Genomic DNA, 20503 nt, shown 5'->3' on the forward strand with positions numbered 1-20503 from the left:
GAAGAGACTCCTCAATGGCACGACACACGCCAAGGGTGGGAGTCTTTTTTTGACTCGCAGCGAGCACGGCCTCAACCAGTCGAAGGCGACCACGAGTCCCGGGCCCTCGCATTGACTCTGGTGGCATTGATGTGGTGAAGGGTGGGCCATGTCTTTGAACGCCTACGACCTATCTGCTGGCCTGTTCATCCGCGGACTGGCCAACTTGAAAACGCAGTTGGCGAAGGCCGAAGCCCATGTCGCCGCCAGTGGCAGCGGTGAAGCGGCGTTGCTGGACGCGCGACTCGCCGCGGAAGGGCTCATGCACGGCGTTGCGAGTCACGCGCCAGCTGACCTGCACATGTACACGCTCGCCGCTCAAGTCCACTGGGCCGCGGAGGGAGCCAGGTTGGCCATCGCGCAGTTGCTGGGTGCGCCTCGGGTGCCGGCCGCGAACGATGCAAAGAGCTTCGCGGATCTGCACCAGCGGCTCGATGCGACGATTGCCTCTCTTCGAGAGCTCTCGCCAGGCGACCTCGAAGCCGGCCTCGAACGAGAAATCGTGATCGAGCACCGCCGTGGCTCGATGCGCTCCAGTGGCCGCCAGTTCCTGATCGCATTCGCGATCCCCCACTTCTTCTATCATGTGACCACCGCCTACGGCATCTTGCGAAACCAAGGCGTGAGACTCACCATGGGCGACTTTCTGGGCAACTGGGGGGACGCGTTGAGTTGAACTCCGCCACCCGCTCAGCGCTGAGTACACGGGCGGCGGCCTTCGTGGCGGACGAGAAGTTCCACCCAGTCGTCCGCGCTCCCGCCGCAGGCGCCGCTCGCCGGCAGCGCCTCGGTCCGGGGGTTGAAGACGTTCTCGACGGCCAGGACCTGGCCGGGAGCATTGATGCGGTGAATCGAGTCAGCGAGGCCCGGGAGATGCCCAACCGGCTGGCGGCGGCCTTGAGGTCCCAGCCGCTCTCGCGCAGCACGGACCGCGGCTCCCGCACTTCGATTTCCGAGGCCTTGTCTTTGCTGACTGCTGATAAAGACGTGGAGCTCACTTCAGCGGAACATCGCAGGAGTTCCGGTAGGTGTAGATGGAATAGGTCGTGGCGTGCCCATACGTCCACCGGTTGTTCTCGCCGCAGAAGCACAACCACTCGCCCACGACATTGCGCATCTCCGGCTCACTGTAGAAGAGTCGCTGGTACTCTTCATTGCCGCAGGGAACCAACGCGTCCTCGCGAGAGTCGGTCTGGGAGGGCTCGTCCACTCCCACGACCTCTCCACCGCAACCCGTCATCAGTCCTGCCACGACAACCACGCTTCGAGCGAAACGCTTCAGTTGCATGAGGTCTCCGAGTCGAGCTTCAGGGTTGTGCTCGCCGCTCAAGCTAGCACATTCCGCTCGGAGGCCAGAGGGCCTCGCCCGCCTGCATCCCCAGCCTGAGCGCGACTCACGAACTCCAGTTCAGACTTCCTCGAAGTCTGCTCCCGTGACCTTGGCTCTCTCCAGGAGCCCCTTGATGTCCTCCGAGACGATGAGCGCGTCGGACCAACCCCAGATGCGAAACACCTGGAAGTGGCCGACCTTCCTGGGGTCAATCCGCATCCCGATGACGCTGCGGTAGTGGCCAGGCTTGTCCGGTTGCCCATCCTCTGGTTTCCAGGCCTGTATCTCTTGCGATGCCTTGTCATCGATGCACCGGATGAGTTTCTTGGCCACGAGAACACTGTACTCACCTGAGCCGCCTTTGACTTTCACGGGCAGGAGTTGAACTTCCAGGGAGGCATACTCCGCGAGGTGAGTTGCCATCCTCTGGTGGATCACGGGAATCCTGCCGGCGCCCGCCAGGTTGAAGTCGCGCCGACGCCCCTGCTCTCGAACCTGAAGCTTCAGGAGGTCAGGGGCCTGGACAGGCCGTCCCGAGGTGAACTCCGCCATGTCTTCCAGTTCCTTGCCCTGTCCGTCCATCAGGGGGCTCAGGGACCAGTCACCGGGCCGCACCGCTTCGTTGAGCCTGAAGTATCGAGTCCGCATGGTGGATTTCCCAACGACCTCATTCGCCGAATTTTGGGGAGGCATGGATGGACACGCCCCACGTTGATTCCGTCTCCCGGGTCCCGGTGTTGTACGCGACGATGGCGGGCAGCGTGCAGGACACGACGAAGAGGACCCCCGATGCGACCACGGCTTTGCCTCGCGTCAACCGAGGAGCCGCGGTGGGGGCAGGGGGCGTGCTGGAGGGAGCGGACGTCATGTTCCCGCCCATCCTACCAAATGGAAGAGAGGACCCAGCGGCTCATCATGCGCATCCCTCACGTCATGACGCACTCATGACGCAGCGACCGAATCTTGGGTAGGCACACGGGTGCGCCGCGCCCCTGACGCTTTCGCTCCCGCGCGCGATTGCGTAGCGTGAGGTGTCCGAGTCGGGAGGAACGCTCATGGCCAAGAAGGTCGCAACCAAGAAGGTCGCAGCCAAGAAGGCGCCGGTCAAAACGCAGAAGAACAAGGCCTCCGTCGCCGAATTCATCGCCACGGTCGATGACGATGCCAGGCGCGCGGACGCCAAAGCGATTGACAAGCTGCTGCGCGAGGTCACCGGCGAGAAGCCCGCGATGTGGGGGGCGTCGATCATCGGCTATGGCTCATACAAATTGACGAACACGATGGGTGAGGCGGATTGGCCGAAGATTGCCTTCAGCCCACGCAAGGGCGCGACCGTGCTCTACATCGTGCCGGACCTCCTCGCGTCCGATCCGCTGATGGATAAGCTGGGGAAGTACAAGAACGGAAAGAGCTGCCTCTACATCAACAAGCTCGCCGACGTGGACCAGAAGGTGCTGCGCGAACTGGCCGCGCGTTCGTGGACGCACATGAACGAGAAGTACGAGTAGGAACAAGCTGCCCGACGTCTCAATGGCTCAGTCGGCTGAGGTCGAGACGAACTCGACGCACGAGGCGGGCAGTCCGGAGTCGGGCCGAGGGGTGGCCAGCCTTGTCGGAAGCTGTTCGGCCGCGCAGCAGCGTTCGAGATACGCGACCACCCGCCTGCCTTCGTCGCTGTCCGCGGACACGTGTATCGGCTCGTTGGCCGGATTGATGACCGCGGGCAGGAAGCCGGCGGAGATGCGCCCGGACGGCGCGATGTGAATCACCGCCGCGCCGGTCAGCCTCGAATCCGGGTGGAACGGCAGCAGGGGGTAGCCCTCCCGGGGGCGAATCATGTACTCGCCGAACTTGCGGGCCCAGGCCGCCATCTCTTCCGGCCGTCCCACGCCCAGGTAACCGTCTTTCGCGAGGCGCTCAGTCAGGTTCGGCAGGTCGAACACATAGTGTCCCAGGCCGTAGAAGATGGGCTTTCCGGAATGGAATTCGACACCGCGGAGCATGTGATGATGGTGGCCCACGACGACGTCGGCCCCGTGGTCGATGGCGAGCCGGGCCGTCCGTCGTTCATGGTCGGTCAGCGAATACGGCACGGTGGAGTCGCCCCAGTGAAAGCTGGCGACGACGATGTCTGCCTTCGCGCGTGGCTTCGGTGAGGCTGTGGATGAACGCCTTCTGGTCCTCGACCAGCGGCTCGGTGCTCACCACGGGGGCCATGCCCGGATTCCATACGTTCAGATCCACGGGCGTGTACCGGGTGTGTGCACGGAAGGGAGCCAGACCGGGGACACCCGGGCGCGCCTCATAGCCGTAGGGAAAGACGGAGCTGAAGGCCAGAAAGGCCAGCCGTGTTCCATTGCGCTCCAGATACACGGGCGCGGTGGCCTCCGCGAGATTCGCGCCCGCGCGCACCGTGGCGATGTCCAGGTCAGCCAATGTCCGGCGCATGGACAAGAGCGCGGCATGTCCCCCGTCGAGACTTTGGTTGTTGGCCAATGACATGATGTCGAAGCCCGCCTTGGCCAATGGGGCGGCGTTCGCCGCGGGCGCCGTGAGCGTCGAGCCGGCGCTGGGGGCACGATGGATGCCGTCGCTGAAGACGCCCTCTCAGTTGCCGAAGACGACGTCACCGGAGCGCAGGACGTCGCGGGCGGAGTGGAAGGCCGTCGCCGGGTCGTCGCGGTCCACGAAGACATCGCCCACGGCGAAGAGCGACAGCCCGAGTCCAGGGGGATGCGCGATGTTGTTCGAGGCCACGGTGCACTCCTACATCCTGCGCGTATGCGTTCCTCGCGCCTTCTACCAGAGGAGGGTTCCACGGATGCTCATTCGCTGTAGGACAATGCCCGGGCGTCCATGAGGCCAGGGCCCGTTCCATTCAAGTCTGTCGCAGTGGAATTTCGCGTGTTAGGGCTCCGGGGGAGCGAGCTGTGCCGGAGGGCCCCTCCGCGCGGCAGCCGCGAGGTATGTCATTGCTTCCAGGAGCTCCCTTGCCCCCCACGCCCCCGTCCGCCCTGGTGACAGGAACCGAGTACGAACGCCTGCTCTCCAGCCTCCGTCTGAAGAGTCCCTGGGCGCTCGAGGGCCACACCCCGGAGGAGGCGCGGAGGGTGCTGGATGGCGGAGCGCAGGCTGCCCGCGTGCGGGGCGCAAGGGTCGACCATGGACCGTGGCGCTCGGTGGTGGACGTCATCGCCGAGCAGTGCCGGCGGCATGCCGACCGCGTCGCGCTCTCGGAGGGTGGCTCTGAAACCACCTATGCGCGGTTGGAGGAGCGGACGTGTGCCCTGGCCGCCAGCCTGCGGGCCCGGGGCATCGGGCGCGGAGACGTGGTCGCGGTGGTGCTGGAGCGGGGCCCTGCCTTCGTCGAGCTCGCCATCGCCGTCTGGCGCGTGGGTGCGGCCTATCTGCCCCTGGCGCCGTCACATCCCCAGGTGTGGCGCGAGGACATCGTTCGCAGGGTCGGCGCGGCGCTCGTGGTGGGTTCGCCCGCCAGCGAGGTGCCGGGAGTGCCTTTCCTGGATGCTTGTGCCGACGTGGGCTCCGGCGTGACGGCCGTGGAGGACACGGCGCTGGTCCCGGAGGACCTCGCCTACATCATCTGCACGTCGGGCTCGACGGGCGAGCCCAAGCTGGTGATGACCGAGCATCGCGGCGTCGCCAACCTCCTCCATGCGCAGCGGGACTTCCTGGGCGCGTTGGGGCCGGACACGCGGGTGCTGCAGTTCTTCCACCCGTCGTTCGATGCCTCCCTGTTCGACCTGTTGATGGCGCTGTCCAACGGAGGCCGGCTGGAGACGCTGGATGCGTCGCCGCTCTCCGGTGCGCCGCTGGCCCACGTGCTGGTGGACCGGCGCATCACCCACGCGGTGTTGCCCGCGACAGTCCTTCGCACGCTGCAACCGGGCGGCTTCCCCGACCTCCAGGTGGTGATGAGCACCGGGGATGTGTGCCTTCCGGAGACGGCCCGGCAGTGGGGCGCGCACCACCGCTTCGTCAACGGCTATGGCCCGACGGAGGTGACGGTGGCCAGCACGCTCCATGTGGTGCACGCCGTGGAGGGGGAGCGCGTGCCCATTGGCCGCCCCCTCTCCAATTACCACGGGGTCATCCTCGATGAGCAACTGCGCCTCGTCCCCGACGGGGTGCCGGGTGAGCTGTGCATTGGCGGGGAGGGTGTCGGGCGCGGGTATCTGGGGCGGCCCGCCCTGACCGCCGAGCGGTTCATTCCGGATGCGTTCGGTCCGGTGCCGGGAGGGCGGCTGTACCGCAGTGGCGATTTGGGCCGGTGGTTGCCGGACGGCACACTGGAGTTCCTGGGCCGGCGCGACGACCAGGTGAAGATTCGCGGCGCACGCATCGAGCTGGGCCAGGTGGAAGCGGCCCTGGCCGCGCTGCCGGACGTGCGGGACGCGGTCGCCCTCATCGACGACACGCGGGAGCGCCTGCTGGGCTACGTGATGCCCGCCACCGGAGCAGCACTGTCCGGCGACGTGGTGCGCGCGGAGCTTGGACGCAGGCTTCCCGGCTACCTGGTGCCGGATGTCGTGGTCGTGGTGGAGGCCTGGCCCCTGAACACCAGCGGCAAGGTGGACCGGGCGCGACTGCCTCGCCCCCCACGCGCGGAGCGGACGGACTACCAGCCACCCGAGTCGCCCGGCGAAGTGGCGCTGGCGGCCATCGCCGCGGCGCTGCTCGGGATGGAGCGGGTGGGGCGTGATGACAACCTGTTCGAGCTGGGAGGACACTCGCTGTTCGCCACCCAGCTCGTGGCCCGCGTGCAGCGTGTGATGGGCGCGCGGTTGGAGTTGAGCGAGGTGCTCCAGGCCCCCACGGTGGCCCGGCTCGCGGCGCGCTTGCAGGAGGCGCGAGGTGGGGTGGACCTGGGCCCTCGGAGCGGCGGCGCGGGAATGGCGCTCACGCCTTCGTTTGGCCAGGAGCGGGTGTGGTTGATGCACAAGCTCAACCCGGACGCGCGGGCCTACCACACGCAGGCGGTGTTCCGTCTGGCGGGTGCGTTGGACTTCGCCGCGCTGCAGGCGAGCCTCTCCGACATCGTGCGTCGCCACGACGTGATGCGCTCCCGCTTCCCCGAAGTGGATGGAGAGCTGCGGTGTGAGCTGGAAGCCCCGTGGGAGGTGGAGCTCTCCCTCCAGGACTTCAGCGGCGTGGACGAGGCGCTGCTGGCCACCCGGGTGGCGGAGGCCGTCCGGGACGCGGTGCAGGCCCCGTTCGCGCTCGCCGAAGGCCGGCCCTTCCGCTGGCGGCTGTTGCGATTGGGTGCGCAGGAGCACCTCTTCGTGCACGTCGAACACCACATCGTGCATGACGGCTGGTCCTTCAACGTCTTCGTGCGCGAGCTGCTCAACGGCTACGCCGAACATGTCCGCCACGGCCAGGTGCGGCGCCCCGCGCTGGCGGTGCAGTACTACGATTACGCGCGCTGGCAGCGGGAGTGGGTGGGGACCGAGGCCGCAGCGGCGCAGCGCCGCTTCTGGCGTCAGGAATTGGAGGGCGCGGAGACCCGGCTCCAGCTCCCCCGCCGTGCTGCTCCCAACGGAAGACGGTTTCGTGGGGTGGCGCCCCGGGTGGAGCTGGACGGAGAGCTCGCGCGCCGCCTCCAGTCCCTGGCGGACCGCAACCACGCGTCCCTCTTCACCACGCTCCTCTCCGCGTACTTCGTCCTCCTGCACCGGTACACCGGCTCGCGGGATTTGCTCGTCGGCTCCTCGGTCGCCAACCGGCGCTGGCAGGACACCGAGGGCATGCTGGGCATGTTCATCAACAACGTCGTGCTGCGGGGCCGGCTGGACGGCGACCCTTCGTTCGAGGAGTTCCTGGCGAGGATGCGGCGCACCACGCTGGAGGCCTATGACCACCAGGAGCTGCCCTATGAGCAGATCTTCGCGCAGTCGCCCGCGCGGCATCAGGGTGGCTTCAACCCGTTGATACAGACGATGTTCAACTTCCACGACTCGTCGGTGGGCACGCTCGACGCGTCACCCCTCGACGTCTCCTTCGTGGAGGGACTGGGCAACGGCTCGGCCAAGTTCGAGCTGTCCGTCGTCGCGGTGCCGCTCTACTCCGAACCGGGGCACATCCAACGGCTGGGCGGGGACGTGGTGAGCATTCCCCGGTCCGAGGCCCCCGTGCGCTCCAGTCCACGCTCCTCCCTGAGCGGCATCCTGCTCTCGTGGGAGTTCGACTCCGACCTCTTCGAGGACTTCTTCATCACCGGCATGCTGTCCGCGTATCAGCAGCTCTTGCGCTCCATCACAGACGCGCCGGACACCCGCGTGTCCAGGTTGTCGCTGATGAACGACGCGGACCGGCGCGCGCTCGTCAGCGTGGGCCCACGCCAGGAGGCTCCTTGCTACCGGGTGACCGAGCTGTTCGCCTGGTGGACCCGCCGCGCGCCCGACGCCCCCGCGGTGAGGTCCGCCGACGGCGTGCTGACCTATGCCGAGCTGACGCGTCGGGCGGAGCACCTGGCGCACCACCTGCGCGACCTGGGCGTCGGTCGTGGGGCGCTCGTGGCGGTGTGCATCCCCCGCTCGGCGGAGTTGGTCGTGGCCCAACTGGGAATCCTCATGGCGGGGGCGGCCTTCTTGTCACTGGACCCAGTCGCTCCTCCGGCCTGGCTGGAGCCGCTGATGCAGGAGGCCGGGGCCCATGCCCTCGTCACCACGGCGGCGCTGGCGGGTCGGCTCAACGGCCTGCCCACTGTCGTGCTGGATGAGATGCCCCCGGCGTCGTCCGGGCCGCCGCTGCCGGAGGGGAGTCAGTCGGACCTCGCGTACGTCCTCTACACGTCCGGGTCGACGGGCAAGCCCAAGGGCGTTCAAATCGAGCATCAGTCGGTCGTGTCCTTGCTGTACCGGACGGCCCTGGCCGAGGACCTGGGTCCTGGCAAGACGATGCTGGCGATGGCGTCGGTGACCTTCGATATCTCGGTGCTGGAGGTCTGGGGCGCGCTGCTCAACGGCGCCGCGGTCCACTTCCTGCCGCCGGGCTGGGACGTGCCGGGGCTGGCCCGCTGTCTCATCGACCAGCGAATCACGCATGCGGTGATTCCCCCCGTGGTGCTGCCCCGGTTGGCGGCCGACGCGCCGGAGGCCTTCGCCGCCCTGGACCGCGTGGTGGTGGGCGGGGATGTCTTCCCCCTGGAGGCGTTCCGCACGCTCGAGCGCGGAGGCTTCAAGAAGCTGACGAACGGCTACGGCCCCACGGAAATCACCGTCATGGCCAGCGGACACCGGCTCGACGACGGGCTCGACCCCGATGCGACCCACGTGCCCATCGGGCGACCGCTGTTCAATGCGCACCTCGTGGTGCTCGACGCGCACGGGCAGGTGGCTCCGCCGGGCGCAGTGGGGGAGCTCTGCATCGGTGGGGCCGGTCTCGCGAGGGGCTACCGCGACCAGCCGAGCCTCACCGCCGAGCGGTTCGTGCCGGACCCCTTCGGCTCACATCCGGGTGCGCGGCTCTATCGCAGTGGGGACCTGGCCCGGTGGCTGCCCGGAGGCGTCATCGAGTTCCTGGGCCGCCGTGATGAACAGGTGAAGGTCCGTGGCGTCCGGGTGGAGCTGGCCGAGGTTCGTGCCGTCCTGGCCGCGCATCCCGGCGTGGTGGATGCCCTCGCGCGTGTCGACTCGCGCGGGGGGGAGCCTTGCCTCGTGGGCTATGTCGTGGCCGGGTCGGCGACCCCGGTGTCGGCGCAGGCCGTGCGCGAGGACCTGGCGCGCAGGGTGCCGGCGCATCTGGTGCCTTCGGAGGTCGTCGTCCTGGAGTCCTGGCCGCTGACTCCGAACGGGAAGGTGGACCACTCGCGGCTGCCCGCGACCGACCGGCGCCCGGACGCGCCCTACACGGCGCCGAGGACCGAGGCCGAGGTCCGCGTCGCGGCGGTGGTCTCCGAGCTCCTGGGCGCAAGCCGGGTGGATGTCCATGAGAGTCTGCTCGCGCTCGGCATGCATTCGTTGCAGGCGATGCGGCTGGCCTCCCGGCTGAGCCGGATGGTGGGACGGGAGGTCGGGCTCGCTACGATTCTCACCGGGCCGACCATCGCGCAGCTGGCCCACGCGCTCGCCGAGGCCCCCGTCGCGAAGCCCCTCATCAAGAGGCTGCCACGCGGATGACGACCGCGTTCCCGATGTCGTTCGCCCAGCAGCGACTGTGCTTCCTGCACCGGATGGACCCCACCGGGGCGGCCCACGCCACCGTTCGCTGCCACCGCGTGACGGGGCCCCTGGACCCACGAGCCCTGCGGGAGGCCCTGGACGTGCTGGTGGCCCGACATGAACCGCTGCGCACCGTCTTCCCGCTGGGGACGCAGCAGCAGGTGTCCGCGGAAGGGCAGGGGCATGTCCGCTTCCTGGAGGTCGCGACGGAGGCCGAGGCCCTGCGACACGCGCACGAGGAGGCGGCCCGGCCGTTCGACCTGGAGCACGGTCCCTTGCTGCGGCTCACCGTGATTCGGCTGGAGCCCCGGACGCACGTGCTCGTCTTCGCCGTGCACCTGCTGGTGGCGGACGGCGCATCGCTCCAGGTCTTCACCGAGGAGCTGGCCCTCGTGTACCGGGCGGCGCTCCTGGGAGACTCCGCCGTTCTGCCCGAGCTGCCCGTGCAGTACGTGGACTGGGCCGCATGGCAGCGCGAGCAGCTCACCGCCGAGCGGCGTGAAGCGCTGTCGCAATGGTGGAGGGAGCAGCTGTCGGGTGTCCCCCTGTTCCTGGACCTTGTCTCCCCGCGTCCCGTGCTGGGGCGGGGACGGCGCATGCACCGGGTGCTGCCCGCCGCCGTCGCCAACAGTGTGCGCGCCCTCGCGAGCACCGAGCGTCAGACGGTGTTCACGGTGCTGGCCGCCGCCTGCGGCATGGTGCTCGGGCACCGTGCGGGACGGGAGCGGGTGCTGCTGGGACTGGCCGTGGCCAACAGGGACCTGCCCGAGGTCGAGCGGGTGCTCGGGTTCTTCGTCAACACCGTCGTGCTCCAAGTGGACCTGCGCGGCGACCCCGACCTTCGCGAGCTGCTCACCCGGGTGGCGGCGGCCACGGCGGCGGCCTACGCGCACAAGGACCTGCCCTTCGAGCAGCTCGTCGCGGACCTGGCCCCGCCGAGAGACCCGACGCGGTCTCCCGTCGTCCAGGTCAACTTCGTCTACCATCCGGCGGGCACGGCGGGAGCACTGTCATTGCACGGCTGCGAGGTGACGGAGCCCCTGCTGGACCTCCCCTCCGCGAAATTCGAACTCACCCTTCGGGTGGAGGAGCGCTCCGACGGCGCGTACACCGTGTGGGCCGAGTTCGATGAGAGTCTCTTCGAGCCCGCCTTCATCGAGGGGCTGCTCGCGGCCTACGAGGAAATCTTGCGGACCGCGACGCATCATGCGCGGACATCGCTTCCGCGCTCCCCGATGGGGACGGGGGAAGAACACCTCCGCCGCATCTTCGCTGACGTGCTGAAGGTCGACTCGGTCTCTCCGGACGACGACTTCTTCCAGCGCGGCGGCCATTCCTTGCAGCTTGTCGAAGTCGCGGTCCGCATCCGGAGCGAGATGGGCCAGGACCTCAGCCTGCGCGAGCTGTACCAGCACCCCACCGTGGCGGGCGTTGCTGCCCGGCTCGAGCGAACAGGAGCATCCCGATGAGCCCTTCCTATCCCTTCCCCAAGGACTGGAGCCTTCCCCTGGAGCCTCCCGCTGAATACGAGCGGCTGCGGCAGGATGCTCCGGTCTGCCCCGTGCGGTTGTGGGACGGAGACACGCCGTGGCTGGTGAGTCGTTACAACGACGTGTTGGCGGTCCTGGGAGATCCCCGGCTGGTCGCGGACTCCACGCTGCCAGGGTTCCCGCACCTGTCGCCCGCGGCGGCGGCACGGCAGGGGAGGCCGCTGGCCTTCTTCCTTCGCCCCGATGCGGAGTACCGGGCCCAGCGGGCCATGCTGGTGCAGGAGTTCATGCCCCGGAGGATGGAAGCTTTGAGGCCGCGCATCCAGGCCACCGTGGACGCGGCGCTCGACGCGATGCTGGCCGGCCCGAAACCCGTGGACCTGATGGCGGCGTTCGCGCTCCCCGTGGCCCTGCAAGTCATTGGCGATTTGCTCGGCGTGCCCCAGGACGGTGCCGAGGACTTGCATGTCCTCAGTAGGACGGTCGGCTCCCGCGCGTCCTCCCGCGAGGAGGCGAGGGCGGCGCTGATGGCCCTGGATGACTTCTTCCTGCGGTTGGTGGAGGCGAACCTGCGTGAGCCTGGCGACACGCTCATCGGTCGCGTCGTCACGGAGCAGGTGGCGACGGGAAGGCTGAGCCCTCCGGACGCGGCCTCCCTGTTCCACGCGCTGTACTACGCCGGGCATGGGCCGTCCGCGTACATGTTCGGCCTGGGGACGCTGGCGCTGCTGCTCCACCCCGAGCAGCTCGGGAAGTTCCGTGAGCTGGAGGACCCCGCCGCCATCACCGCGGCGGTCCAGGAGCTCCTGCGTTTCGTCAATGTCTCTCATCTCGCCCGGCAGCGCGTCGCCACGGTGGATGTCACCGTGGGCGGCCAGCTCATTCGCGCCGGGGAGGGGGTCCTCGCGCAGCCGGACTCCGCCAACCGTGACGGGACGGTCTTCGAGGAGCCGGACCGCTTGGACCTCCACCGGGAGGCGCACCGCAACTTCGCCTTCGGCCATGGCATCCACCTGTGCACGGGGCGCGCGCTGGCTCTGATTGAGTTCGAGGTGGTGTTCAAGACGCTGTTCCAGCGCATCCCCACGTCGCGGCTGGCCGTGCCGCTGGAGGAGGTTCGCTTCAAGAAGGATGAGAACCTGCTCGGCGTGCACGAACTGCCGCTGACCTGGTGACCTGTTTTCCTATTCGCCGCACGCAACCACTGCGACAGCGTCTGCTGGGATACTCCCGCCTGCTGGGCCAGTGTCGCAGCACTCGCCGCGCTTGGACCCATCATCCGCTTCAACAGCTGCGCCTTGAATGCGTCTGTGTACGGCACTGCAACCGCCTGCACTCGCCCCTTCGGGTGGTCAGCTCGGCACGTCAGCCGAGGCGACAACATCCCTGACACAGGGGGCTTCTTTGCCTCCCCTCCTGGCGCCGATGAAGTGCGCCGGAGCGTGGCGAGCGAATCCCCGCCACGCTCCGGGAGAGGGCTCACAACGTCTTCATGTACTCGATGAGCGCGGTGCGCTCCGCATCGGTCAGCACGTCGGTGAACGTGTGGCCCGAGTTCGACTGGCTGAACATCCGGGTGTTGTAGATCTTGCGATCCTCGATATCCGAGTTCGAGAAAGTCGGAGCCACGATGCTGCCGAGGAGGTTCCAGGCCAGCGCGCCGTTGCCGTACAGCAGCGACAGCCCGCTCTCGATGAGCGGCGTCTCGTTTGGATCCCACGGATTGCAGTGGTTGAACGGCGAGAAGGTCAGGTTGCTGCACGGAACCGTGTCGTACTTCCACCCGACCTTGGACTGGTCATACGCCTTCGCGAGGTCGGTCTCGAATCCCATCACGACGCCGAACCTCTGCGGCTTCGACTTGCGACGCCAGATGCGCGGGCGGTCCGACGATTTGAGCAAGCTCCAGAGGTCAGGCACCGAGCCGTTGTGGAAGTAGGGACCGGACGCCCAGATGCCGTAGAGAGGCTGCGCGAGATAGCCGATCATGTTGTACTTTTCGGCGCACCCATCCTGACCTTCGTACCCGAAGAAGCTGTACCTGGCCTGGGTCTCGACGGCTCCGTCGTTGGCGAGCAGCCGGGCCTCATCGGTGTCGATGACGTCGATGGGCGTGACGTTGGCCGCCATGCCCTCGAACAAGGGATTGGCGAGGAAGCTCGGATCGTTCACGTAGCGCGGCGCGTAGGCTCCATGGCAGCTCGCGCACGAGCCGTTGCCGGCCTGCTGCGGCTTCGCGACCGGGTTGTTGCGGTTCGCTGCCCACAGATTGAGCGTGTGGAACAGGAGCGCCCCCTGCTCCGCGAGCGTCGTGTTGACCGGCAGAGGGTAGGCCGGCGACTTCAGACCGAGCATCCAGGTGTTCGCCTGGTACTCGTTGGCGAGAATCCAGTCGTAGCCGTCCTGGTAGTTCGGCAGTGCGGCGCCCGGCATGTACCACGAGAGCTCGATGCGCGTGGCGTCGCTGCTCATCCCGGCGTCGAAGAACTTCACCGGACGGTGCCCGAGGTTCCACCAGTTCGGCGGGTCTTCCGTGCCAGTCGAGCCGGCCGCCCAGATCTCCGGATTGAGGAAGACGCCGGGAATCGTCCCGTCGGGATCGAAGATGGTGAGCAGGGCGAAGAGCTGGAAGTTGGTGATGTTCCCCGTGCCGCGGATGCGGTTCAGGGAGGCGAGGGTGAAGGCGGGGTTGAGGCCTCCGAACTCGCTCAACAACAGCGTCACATCGGTGAGGCCGTTGGTGCCGTGTAACCCCCCCAGGCCCGCGCCGTCGCTTGCCTTGCCAATCTGGCCGCTGTGACAGACGGAACACGTGACGCCAATCTGTCCGCTCCACGAGCCGTCGGAGTTGCGTGTCTGGGTCAGTGCCATCGGTAGCTGGCCGGAGCCACCGTTCGTGCGGTTCGGATCCTCGAACGGGAGAGGATACGGATTGCGCTGCGGGCTGAGCGGGCTGCCGTAGCGCTCGGCGGCGAGGTTGTCGAAGTCGGAAGGGCGAAACGGCAGCCCCCACCTCAGCCACAGCGCGTTGTACTGGGACGCCGACATCGACCAGAGACTCCAGGCGGAATGGCCGCTGAACTCCCAGCCGGCGTCGGGGTTTCCGTTTCCGCCGAGCAGCCGCCCTCCCGCCGCGTGGGTCGACCGCAGCTCGCCACACGTCAGCGGAGTCCGGTCCATGCACGAGTTCCACCCCACGTTGAAGACGACGTTCTTGTTCGACGTCGGCGTCACGAGTGAGCGTGGGTCGGGCGGTAAAAGCGTCGTATCGGACTTGCCCGTACAGAACTCGAACCAGTAGTGCCCTCCACGCTTGCTGCCGAGCAGGTCCGATTGAGCTGCCGCCGGTGTGCTGCCGGCACAGACAAAAAACATCGCGACGAGAACGCTTCGAGTCAGACGTGCCGCCATGACGTCCCTCCTGCTGACATTCCTGTGGGTCGGTCGGATGGGGCCTCGGTCCGACCGGGTGGGCGCGTGCTCGGAGACGTCAGTTTCCGAGTCGCACGCGGGGTATGAGCGTCTTTTCCGCGCGCCCCGGAAAGGGACATTTGTCGCGAAAGTGTCGTAGGCGACATTTGTCGCCTAATCGCCTCTTGCGAAAGCCAGGGCTGGGCGGGTGCCTGTCCGGGCGTCGAGTCAGAGGAACGACACGGCCTCTATCGCTGGGTTGTCGAGCGAGCCCTGGCCTGCAAGAACCAGCTCCGCCGACTTCGAGTCCGCGACGAACGCAATGGAGTCCAGTGCAATGACTGACGGTGCGCGTCAATCCGCCCCCAACCCAGATTTCGTGGCGCGCAAGCCGCAGCAGCAGCGCGCCAAGGTCCGGGTCGATGCCGTGCTCCAGGCGGCGGAGGAACTGCTGCTCGAATCAGGGCTTTCGGCCTTCTCCATCCCGACGCTGGCGGAACGTCTCGAGTACCCTCGCTCGACGATCTACAAGTTCTTTCCGACCCCCCAAGCCCTGCTCAACGAACTCGCGGAGCGCCAACTCGGGGCGCTGGAAGCGCACCTGTCGAGCTATGCCCAAGGCCTCGCGGGGGCCAGGAACTGGCAGGAACAGATCACGCGCATGGTTCAAGCCGCGGCGGATTTCTACCGCACGCATCCGGCGGCGCAGGTCGTCCTGCTGACCGGGCCAGTCTCCGATGTGAGCTTTCACGCGCTCGAATCCACGATAGCGCGCCTCGGCATGCGCGCGCGCAGCCTGCTCGCGACGCGCGGCATCGACATCCCGCGGGGGTCGCCGGACATCGCGGCGCTGGCGGTGGAGTTCGGCACCGCGAGCCTGCGGATGTCCTTCTACCTTCATGGCCGCATGACGAACGAATACACCCAGGCCGCGGCCGACGTGATGATTTCATTCCTGGCCATGCGGCTGGGATTGCCGCTGCGCTGATTCAGGCCCAGGCGCCCAAGGAGCGCGCGGAGGCGTTCCGCGTCCTCCATGGCGGCCGTCAACACGCCCACTCGCCCTTGGGGGGCGCCTGAGACTTCAGGACCGTGCCTACTCGCGCGTGGCCTCCGCCATCCGCGGCGGCGGGGACACCGTGAGGATTCCGCTCGTCCCCGGTGCGCTCCGCGCCAGCACGCGGCCGTCGGAAGACACCACCACCGCGATGCCTCCCAGCGAGGCTCGCACCGCGGGCAGCCGCAGCTCCACCGCCCGCATCACCACGCCGCCGATGGCCTGGTCCACGGCGAAGCGACTTCCAGCCAGGGGCAGATCACTGGCCAGGACCGCGAGCAGCTCTCCTCCCGCCTCCCGTCCACGCAAGGCGGTGGCGCGGCTGAAGGCCTCGTAGCAGATGAGCGGAATCACCTTCCGCCCCGCGAGGGACAGCAGCGGCCTGGCCTGGCTGGCCACGAGCGGCTCCCCTTTTCCCTGAAGCCCGAAGATGGAGCGCTCGCCGATGGGGACGAGGATGGACTTCCCTCGGGTCTCCCGCAGACGCCCGTCCGCATCAAAGGCGGCGGCGGCGTTGAAAAAACCCTCGGGCGTTCGGAGCGTCAGCCCCGCGATGGCGGGGACCGGCAGGCGCGCATCGAAGGCCTCGAGGACCTCCGGCCGTGACACACGCCCCTCGGTCCCCCGCTGGAGCCCCCGTACCGTGGACTCTGGCCAGATGAGCCGCTCCGTGGCCTCGGGCACCGACTTCGGCACCCGCACGGAAGAGGCCATGTGGACCACGCCCGTCCCCTGGAGCGCATCGTCCGCCACGGGCAGCCGGGGCAGCGCGGTCAGGGCCACCATGACGACCACGGCCGGCAGCAACAGGCGGCGCGAGCGCAGGGCCACGGCCTCTCCCACGCACACGGCGGCGAGCAGGCAGAGCACCAGCGTGGGCACCCACCCCACGAAGCCCACGGCCCTCAGGATGGGCGGCAGCATCCACTGGGAATGCAGCACGTGCGTCATGGAGAAGCCGCTCCACGCCTCCACTCCCGCCTCGCCCAGCACCCATCCCACCGGCAACCAATACCTGGGAGGCACCCGCTTCACGGGCAGCGCCGCCAGCGCCAGCAGCGGCACCTGGGACAGCGCCCCGGTGGCCGTCCAGCCCAGAAACGCCACGATGAACGGCGGAGGAAGCCAGGGGGCCGTGTAGAACCCCGCCGTCCCCACCCACCAGTGCAAGGCCACGCCCTGGCGCACGAGCGCGGCCAGCAGCAGCGCCGCGGCGGACTGGCGCCAGCCGTTGGCGCGGTGGAGCGACCACCCCAGCAGCGCGATGCCCACCCAGGCCAAGGGCTGCGCCCACGTCCACAGGAAGGCGACGCCCAGCGCGACACCCGAGCCCAGGGCCAGCAGCAGGCTCATCGCTTCCGGAACCTCTCCGGCGGAACCGGGACCAGCGCCGTGGCCTCCCCCGGGAGCTCCACCTTCACGAGGTTGGGGTGCTTGCGCGCCAACCGGGCCTCCAGCACCGCGGGCTCCCAGCGCGACACCTCTTCGAGGGCCGTGTCCATGGCCTTCGCGTCCAACCGCCACAACTCGAGCGCCTTGCCAGAGCGCGTACGGACGAAGCGAGCGCGCTGCTCGGGGCTCCCGGCCTGGAAGAAGCCCTCGTCATAGAGCAATCCATCCAGGGGCAGCTTGTACGTGGAGCCCAGCACCCAGGCCCCCGGCGCCTCTTCCGCGAGCGCCGTGAGCAGCGGCGTCGAGAAGCCGTAGCAGGTATCCAGGACGATGAGGTCCGGGCGATAGCACCGAGCCACCCGCGCGAGGTCCTCCGGGGACGCGTTGAGATAGCTCGGCGGCAGGCTGTGTCCGCTGAGCACGAGCACCTCCGCCCTCACTCCCGAGGGACAGGAGAAGTCCTCGAGGGCCACATGCGGGCAGCGGTCATCGGAGCACGGCGACTGCTGCAACTCGGCGACATCCGCTCGTGAGTAGACCGCCACGACGCGCTCCTGCACTCCGGGGGCCTGCTGACACGCGCAGGCCCCCAGAAGCAGGGCCAGAAGCCAGTGCCTTACCAACACAGTCATGGACGGTTCCAGTTCCTGGCTCGAAACACGGGGAGGCCTGTGTTAGCAGCGGCACCAATACGAGGCGCACCACGAGCGGCAGTAGTTGCTCAGCCCGGTGAGCTTGCAGCCGTTCCGCCTGTACTGCTGGGAGCAGCCGACGGTGGAGCCCACGTACCAGACGCCCACCGCGATGAGGGTGACAACCGCCGCGGCGCCGCCCTTCCCATTATGGTCCTCGGGCAGGTACTTGCTGATGACTTCAATCATCGTGAACAGGGAGTACTCGGAGACGGCTTCCAGCTCCCCGGTATCGAGGAGAATCGCGGCCGCTTCCTGCTCGTTGGCGGCCAGCTTGTCTCCCACCTGGATGGTCTTGTCCGCGTTGAAGACCATGTGCAGCTTGCCGCCTTCATGGTGGACCCAGGCGTCGCCCGTCTCGTTGTTCACCGTGTAGAGGGTGCGCTCCCCGGTCTTCTCGTCAATCACCTCGAGGACGGCGTCCTCCGTGCCGCGGACGAGCGTCTGCCGCAGGACGAAGTTCATGAAGCGGGGCACCTCGTCATGCATCGCGATGCCCAGCCGGCCAAACCGCTCCAGGCTCCCGTCGATGACTTGCGCGGGCTCCACGGCGCTGAAGACGATGTTCGCGGCCAGGGCCTCGCGCGCCTTGGCCATCGGGTTGGCCTCGGGAGCACGGCTGCAGCCGATCTGAACGGTGAAGACCGCGAGCATCGCGAGCGTTACCGCGCGCAGTCCGTTGGAAGAACCCTGGTGTGACTCAGCCGGATGAAACATGTGGGGACACTCCTCTTGCTGTGGGGAACTCGCACCCGGCTCGAGGCGGGGTGCGATGGTGACTGCACTCCCCGTGAAGGCAGGAACCAGGCCATCTCTGGCTTCCCTCTAAATCCGTGTCGCTACGCTGGTGCCGGTGTTGCGTCCGCCGCAACAAAGCTTCACTATCCGTGACATCCGGCGCTACAACCCCCACTGCTCATCCAGTGCCGCGCAGCGGCGGCAGCCCCCCATTCGAGGCCGACCCAACCAGGCGGGGTGACGCGCAAGGAACGGCGACTCAAGGAGGTGGCTGCATTCAGTCGGGATACAGGCGTTCCCATTCCTCCCGCCATTCCCGCGCCAGCACGGACCGCTGGCGGCCGTAGCGGGCCTCGGTCGCCGAGGCCGCGGTGATGCGGTCGACGCGGAAATGGCGGAAGGCCTGGCGCAAGCAGCACCAGGCGGCAACGAGCTGTTTGCCCTCGTGAAACGCGAGCTGCACCGGCCAGATGTCGCGCTGGCTCGGCTGGCCCTTCTCGTCGGCATACACGATGAGGAGCGCCTTCTCTTCGCGAATGGCCCGGCGCACGAGGCCGAGCACCGGGACGGACGCAGACCCGCCGCGCATCAGGATGGGCCAGAGCCCGGTGTCGTTCATCCGGTCGCGCAGATCGTCCGGCGAGGCGGTGGCGATCTTCCCCAGCGCATTGCGCGCCGCCCCGGCAAGGCCGGCATCCGGCTGGGCCTCGACCCAGCGGGAGCCGAGCACCAGCGCCTCGAGTTCCTCGGCCGTGAACATCAGCGGCGGCAGGAAGAAGCCCGGCTTCAGCATATAGCCCACGCCCGCCTCGCCAACGATGGGCGCGCCAAGACCGATGAGCGTCCGCACGTCGCGATAGAGCGTGCGCACGGAAACCCCCTGTTCCTCGGCCAGCGCCGCCGCGGTGACGGGGCGGCGGTGCCGGCGAAGCGCGTCCATGACTGCGAAGAGGCGTTCGGTCTTGTCCATGCGTGCGCGCGGCTCACCTCAGGGTGTCATGGAACGCCCGGATATCGGCCGCGTAGTGCGCCGGAGCCTCGAGTGCTGGGAAGTGCCCGGCCTGCCGCGCCTCGGTCCAGTGGACAAGGTTCTGCAAGTGCCGTTCACCCCAGGCGCGCGGCGCGGGATTGTCGACGTCGGCGGGCACCAGCACGCCATGCTTCACGTCGTGGCGGGGCATCGGCATCAGCAGTTCCTGATCGGCGAAGGCCTCTTTGTACAGCCGAACCGATGAACCAATCGTCTGGGTGAACCAGTAGACCGAGAGCAGGGTGCAGAGGTCGTCGAGCGAATAGACCGACTCGAGGCGGCCGTCCCGCAGCAGGCTCCCGCCGTGAAACTTCTCGATGATCCACGACGCCAGGCCCGCGGGTGAGTCGTTGAGGCCGACGGCGAGCGTCTGCGGCTTGGTTCCGTGAAGCATGATGTAGGCGCCCTGCGTGAGGGTCCACAGGTCGACGCGCCGGAAGTAGTCCACTTCCTCGGGCGTCGGCGCCTCCGGCCGCGGGTACCCCGAAAAGACGTTGAGGTAGTGTGCACCCATGAGACGGCCGGGATGGTTGCGGACCAGGCTGAAGCAGACCCCGGAGCCCAGGTCCGAGCACGCAACGAGGAACTTCTCGTAGCCCAGCCGGGTCATCAGCTCGGCCCAGAGATGACCCATGCGACTCATGTTCATGCCCTTTTTCGTCGGCCGGCCCGAGAAGCCGAAGCCCTGCATCGAGGGAATGATGACGTCGAACGACACCCCGTTTCGCTCGGCGGTGAGCAGCGGAATGAGAGGCAGGAACTCGACGAAGTTCGATGGCCAGCCATTGGCGAGGACGATGGGAACGCGGGTTTCGCCCTGACCCGGCGCATGAACGAAATGAACCCGCTCGCCATCGATCTCCTCGATGAATTGCGGAATCGCGTTGAGGCGCTGCTCGGCGGTGCGCCAGTCGAACCGCTCCGCCCAGTGGGTGACCAACCGCCTGAGCAGCTCAGCGTCGGTGCCATCGTCCCAGCCGACGCCTTCGACCGCCGCGGGGAAGCGAGTGGCCTTCAGCCGCGCCCGAAGGTCGGCGAGCTCGGAATCGGAAATGGCAAGGGTGAATGGGCTCATCGTGCGTTTGTGCATCCCAAGGTTGTGCCCGAGGTGTGCTGACAGGGCGTGTCAGCAGTGTTCAGTCAC

General features: G+C 67.8%; 18 protein-coding genes. 6 read left to right on the forward strand and 12 right to left on the reverse strand.

What is annotated here, in order from left to right:
• Positions 1–148: 148 nt before the first annotated feature.
• Entirely contained in the window at positions 149–715 is a 567-nt protein-coding gene (locus G4D83_RS21575; protein WP_163866693.1) for a DUF1993 family protein, read from the forward strand.
• On the opposite strand, the gene G4D83_RS47245 is transcribed toward G4D83_RS21575, so the two are convergent.
• The 3 genes from G4D83_RS47245 to G4D83_RS21590 form a co-directional block, all read right to left on the reverse strand.
• Positions 669–1136 (reverse strand): helix-turn-helix domain-containing protein, encoded by a 468-nt coding sequence (locus tag G4D83_RS47245; RefSeq protein WP_420826647.1) that lies wholly within the window; start codon positions 1134–1136, stop codon positions 669–671. The two genes, G4D83_RS21575 and G4D83_RS47245, sit on opposite strands and share 47 nt — an antisense overlap.
• Entirely contained in the window at positions 1034–1327 is a 294-nt protein-coding gene (locus tag G4D83_RS21585) for a hypothetical protein (RefSeq protein ID WP_163866695.1), read from the reverse strand. The genes G4D83_RS47245 and G4D83_RS21585 overlap by 103 nt, the downstream gene beginning before the upstream one ends.
• A gap of 120 nt (positions 1328–1447) precedes the next feature.
• Positions 1448–2017 carry an imm11 family protein gene (locus G4D83_RS21590; protein WP_163866696.1) on the reverse strand — a complete coding sequence of 190 codons (570 nt, stop codon included), beginning with the start codon at positions 2015–2017 and terminating at the stop codon, positions 1448–1450.
• A 407-nt stretch (positions 2018–2424) separates the two neighbouring features.
• Between G4D83_RS21590 and G4D83_RS21595 the strand changes: the two genes are divergently transcribed.
• Complete coding sequence (locus tag G4D83_RS21595) at positions 2425–2877, forward strand: DUF1801 domain-containing protein (RefSeq protein WP_163866697.1); 453 nt, start codon at positions 2425–2427, stop codon at positions 2875–2877.
• Positions 2878–2904: 27 nt separating this feature from the next.
• On the opposite strand, the gene G4D83_RS46895 is transcribed toward G4D83_RS21595, so the two are convergent.
• Genes G4D83_RS46895 through G4D83_RS45595 form a run of 3 tightly spaced genes read right to left on the reverse strand, consistent with a single transcriptional unit; the run spans position 2905 to position 4126 of the window.
• Positions 2905–3462 carry a CapA family protein gene (locus G4D83_RS46895; protein ID WP_275902384.1) on the reverse strand — a complete coding sequence of 186 codons (558 nt, stop codon included), beginning with the start codon at positions 3460–3462 and terminating at the stop codon, positions 2905–2907.
• Complete coding sequence (locus G4D83_RS46900; protein ID WP_275902386.1) at positions 3437–3955, reverse strand: CapA family protein; 519 nt, start codon at positions 3953–3955, stop codon at positions 3437–3439. The genes G4D83_RS46895 and G4D83_RS46900 overlap by 26 nt, the downstream gene beginning before the upstream one ends.
• Before the next feature lie 21 nt (positions 3956–3976).
• The gene (locus G4D83_RS45595; protein WP_205522680.1) at positions 3977–4126 is read right to left on the reverse strand and encodes a hypothetical protein; all 150 of its coding nucleotides are present in this window, start codon (positions 4124–4126) and stop codon (positions 3977–3979) included.
• Positions 4127–4359: 233 nt separating this feature from the next.
• Here G4D83_RS45595 and G4D83_RS21605 point away from each other — a divergent pair, with 233 nt between their 5' ends.
• The 3 genes from G4D83_RS21605 to G4D83_RS21615 are packed head-to-tail and all read left to right on the forward strand — an operon-like array spanning position 4360 to position 12214.
• Complete coding sequence (locus tag G4D83_RS21605) at positions 4360–9507, forward strand: non-ribosomal peptide synthetase (protein ID WP_163866698.1); 5148 nt, start codon at positions 4360–4362, stop codon at positions 9505–9507.
• Positions 9504–11018: a condensation domain-containing protein gene (locus G4D83_RS21610; protein ID WP_163866699.1), complete on the forward strand. Its 1515-nt coding sequence runs from the start codon at positions 9504–9506 to the stop codon at positions 11016–11018. Before G4D83_RS21605 ends, G4D83_RS21610 begins: the two co-directional genes overlap by 4 nt.
• Positions 11015–12214, forward strand: a complete 1200-nt coding sequence (locus tag G4D83_RS21615) for a cytochrome P450 (RefSeq protein ID WP_163866700.1) — start codon at positions 11015–11017, stop codon at positions 12212–12214. The genes G4D83_RS21610 and G4D83_RS21615 overlap by 4 nt, the downstream gene beginning before the upstream one ends.
• 304 nt (positions 12215–12518) lie before the next feature.
• Here the strand turns inward: G4D83_RS21615 and G4D83_RS21620 are convergent, their stop codons facing one another.
• Positions 12519–14450, reverse strand: a complete 1932-nt coding sequence (locus G4D83_RS21620; RefSeq protein WP_163866701.1) for a c-type cytochrome — start codon at positions 14448–14450, stop codon at positions 12519–12521.
• Between the two features lie 337 nt (positions 14451–14787).
• On the opposite strand from G4D83_RS21620, the gene G4D83_RS21625 reads away from it, so the two are divergent.
• On the forward strand, positions 14788–15438 hold the full coding sequence (locus G4D83_RS21625; protein WP_163866702.1) for a TetR/AcrR family transcriptional regulator: 651 nt from the start codon (positions 14788–14790) through the stop codon (positions 15436–15438).
• Positions 15439–15546: 108 nt separating this feature from the next.
• On the opposite strand, the gene G4D83_RS21630 is transcribed toward G4D83_RS21625, so the two are convergent.
• From G4D83_RS21630 to G4D83_RS21650, 5 genes are all read right to left on the reverse strand, one after another.
• The gene (locus G4D83_RS21630; protein ID WP_163866703.1) at positions 15547–16860 is read right to left on the reverse strand and encodes a nitrilase-related carbon-nitrogen hydrolase; all 1314 of its coding nucleotides are present in this window, start codon (positions 16858–16860) and stop codon (positions 15547–15549) included.
• Positions 16857–17531, reverse strand: a complete 675-nt coding sequence (locus tag G4D83_RS21635; RefSeq protein ID WP_163866704.1) for a hypothetical protein — start codon at positions 17529–17531, stop codon at positions 16857–16859. Before G4D83_RS21635 ends, G4D83_RS21630 begins: the two co-directional genes overlap by 4 nt.
• Positions 17532–17573: 42 nt before the next feature.
• Positions 17574–18308 (reverse strand): hypothetical protein, encoded by a 735-nt coding sequence (locus G4D83_RS21640; protein WP_163866705.1) that lies wholly within the window; start codon positions 18306–18308, stop codon positions 17574–17576.
• Positions 18309–18606: 298 nt separating this feature from the next.
• On the reverse strand, positions 18607–19299 hold the full coding sequence (locus tag G4D83_RS21645; RefSeq protein WP_163866706.1) for a helix-turn-helix transcriptional regulator: 693 nt from the start codon (positions 19297–19299) through the stop codon (positions 18607–18609).
• A 13-nt stretch (positions 19300–19312) separates the two neighbouring features.
• Positions 19313–20434 carry an epoxide hydrolase family protein gene (locus G4D83_RS21650; protein WP_163866707.1) on the reverse strand — a complete coding sequence of 374 codons (1122 nt, stop codon included), beginning with the start codon at positions 20432–20434 and terminating at the stop codon, positions 19313–19315.
• Positions 20435–20503: the final 69 nt, after the last annotated feature.

It is taken from the genome of Myxococcus eversor, from assembly GCF_010894455.1.
Lineage (GTDB): Bacteria > Myxococcota > Myxococcia > Myxococcales > Myxococcaceae > Myxococcus > Myxococcus eversor.

Excerpts from the sequence above, each read along its gene's own strand:
- G4D83_RS21630 (WP_163866703.1), bottom strand. The coding sequence starts at position 16,860 with ATGAGCCTGCTGCTGGCCCTGGGCTCGGGTGTCGCGCTGGGCGTCGCC.
- G4D83_RS21585 (WP_163866695.1), bottom strand. The coding sequence starts at position 1,327 with ATGCAACTGAAGCGTTTCGCTCGAAGCGTGGTTGTCGTGGCAGGACTG.
- G4D83_RS21610 (WP_163866699.1), top strand. The coding sequence starts at position 9,504 with ATGACGACCGCGTTCCCGATGTCGTTCGCCCAGCAGCGACTGTGCTTC.
- G4D83_RS21640 (WP_163866705.1), bottom strand. The coding sequence starts at position 18,308 with ATGTTTCATCCGGCTGAGTCACACCAGGGTTCTTCCAACGGACTGCGC.
- G4D83_RS21615 (WP_163866700.1), top strand. The coding sequence starts at position 11,015 with ATGAGCCCTTCCTATCCCTTCCCCAAGGACTGGAGCCTTCCCCTGGAG.
- G4D83_RS21575 (WP_163866693.1), top strand. The coding sequence starts at position 149 with ATGTCTTTGAACGCCTACGACCTATCTGCTGGCCTGTTCATCCGCGGA.
- G4D83_RS21595 (WP_163866697.1), top strand. The coding sequence starts at position 2,425 with ATGGCCAAGAAGGTCGCAACCAAGAAGGTCGCAGCCAAGAAGGCGCCG.
- G4D83_RS21620 (WP_163866701.1), bottom strand. The coding sequence starts at position 14,450 with ATGGCGGCACGTCTGACTCGAAGCGTTCTCGTCGCGATGTTTTTTGTC.
- G4D83_RS21650 (WP_163866707.1), bottom strand. The coding sequence starts at position 20,434 with ATGAGCCCATTCACCCTTGCCATTTCCGATTCCGAGCTCGCCGACCTT.
- G4D83_RS21635 (WP_163866704.1), bottom strand. The coding sequence starts at position 17,531 with ATGACTGTGTTGGTAAGGCACTGGCTTCTGGCCCTGCTTCTGGGGGCC.
- G4D83_RS21590 (WP_163866696.1), bottom strand. The coding sequence starts at position 2,017 with ATGCGGACTCGATACTTCAGGCTCAACGAAGCGGTGCGGCCCGGTGAC.
- G4D83_RS21625 (WP_163866702.1), top strand. The coding sequence starts at position 14,788 with ATGACTGACGGTGCGCGTCAATCCGCCCCCAACCCAGATTTCGTGGCG.
- G4D83_RS21645 (WP_163866706.1), bottom strand. The coding sequence starts at position 19,299 with ATGGACAAGACCGAACGCCTCTTCGCAGTCATGGACGCGCTTCGCCGG.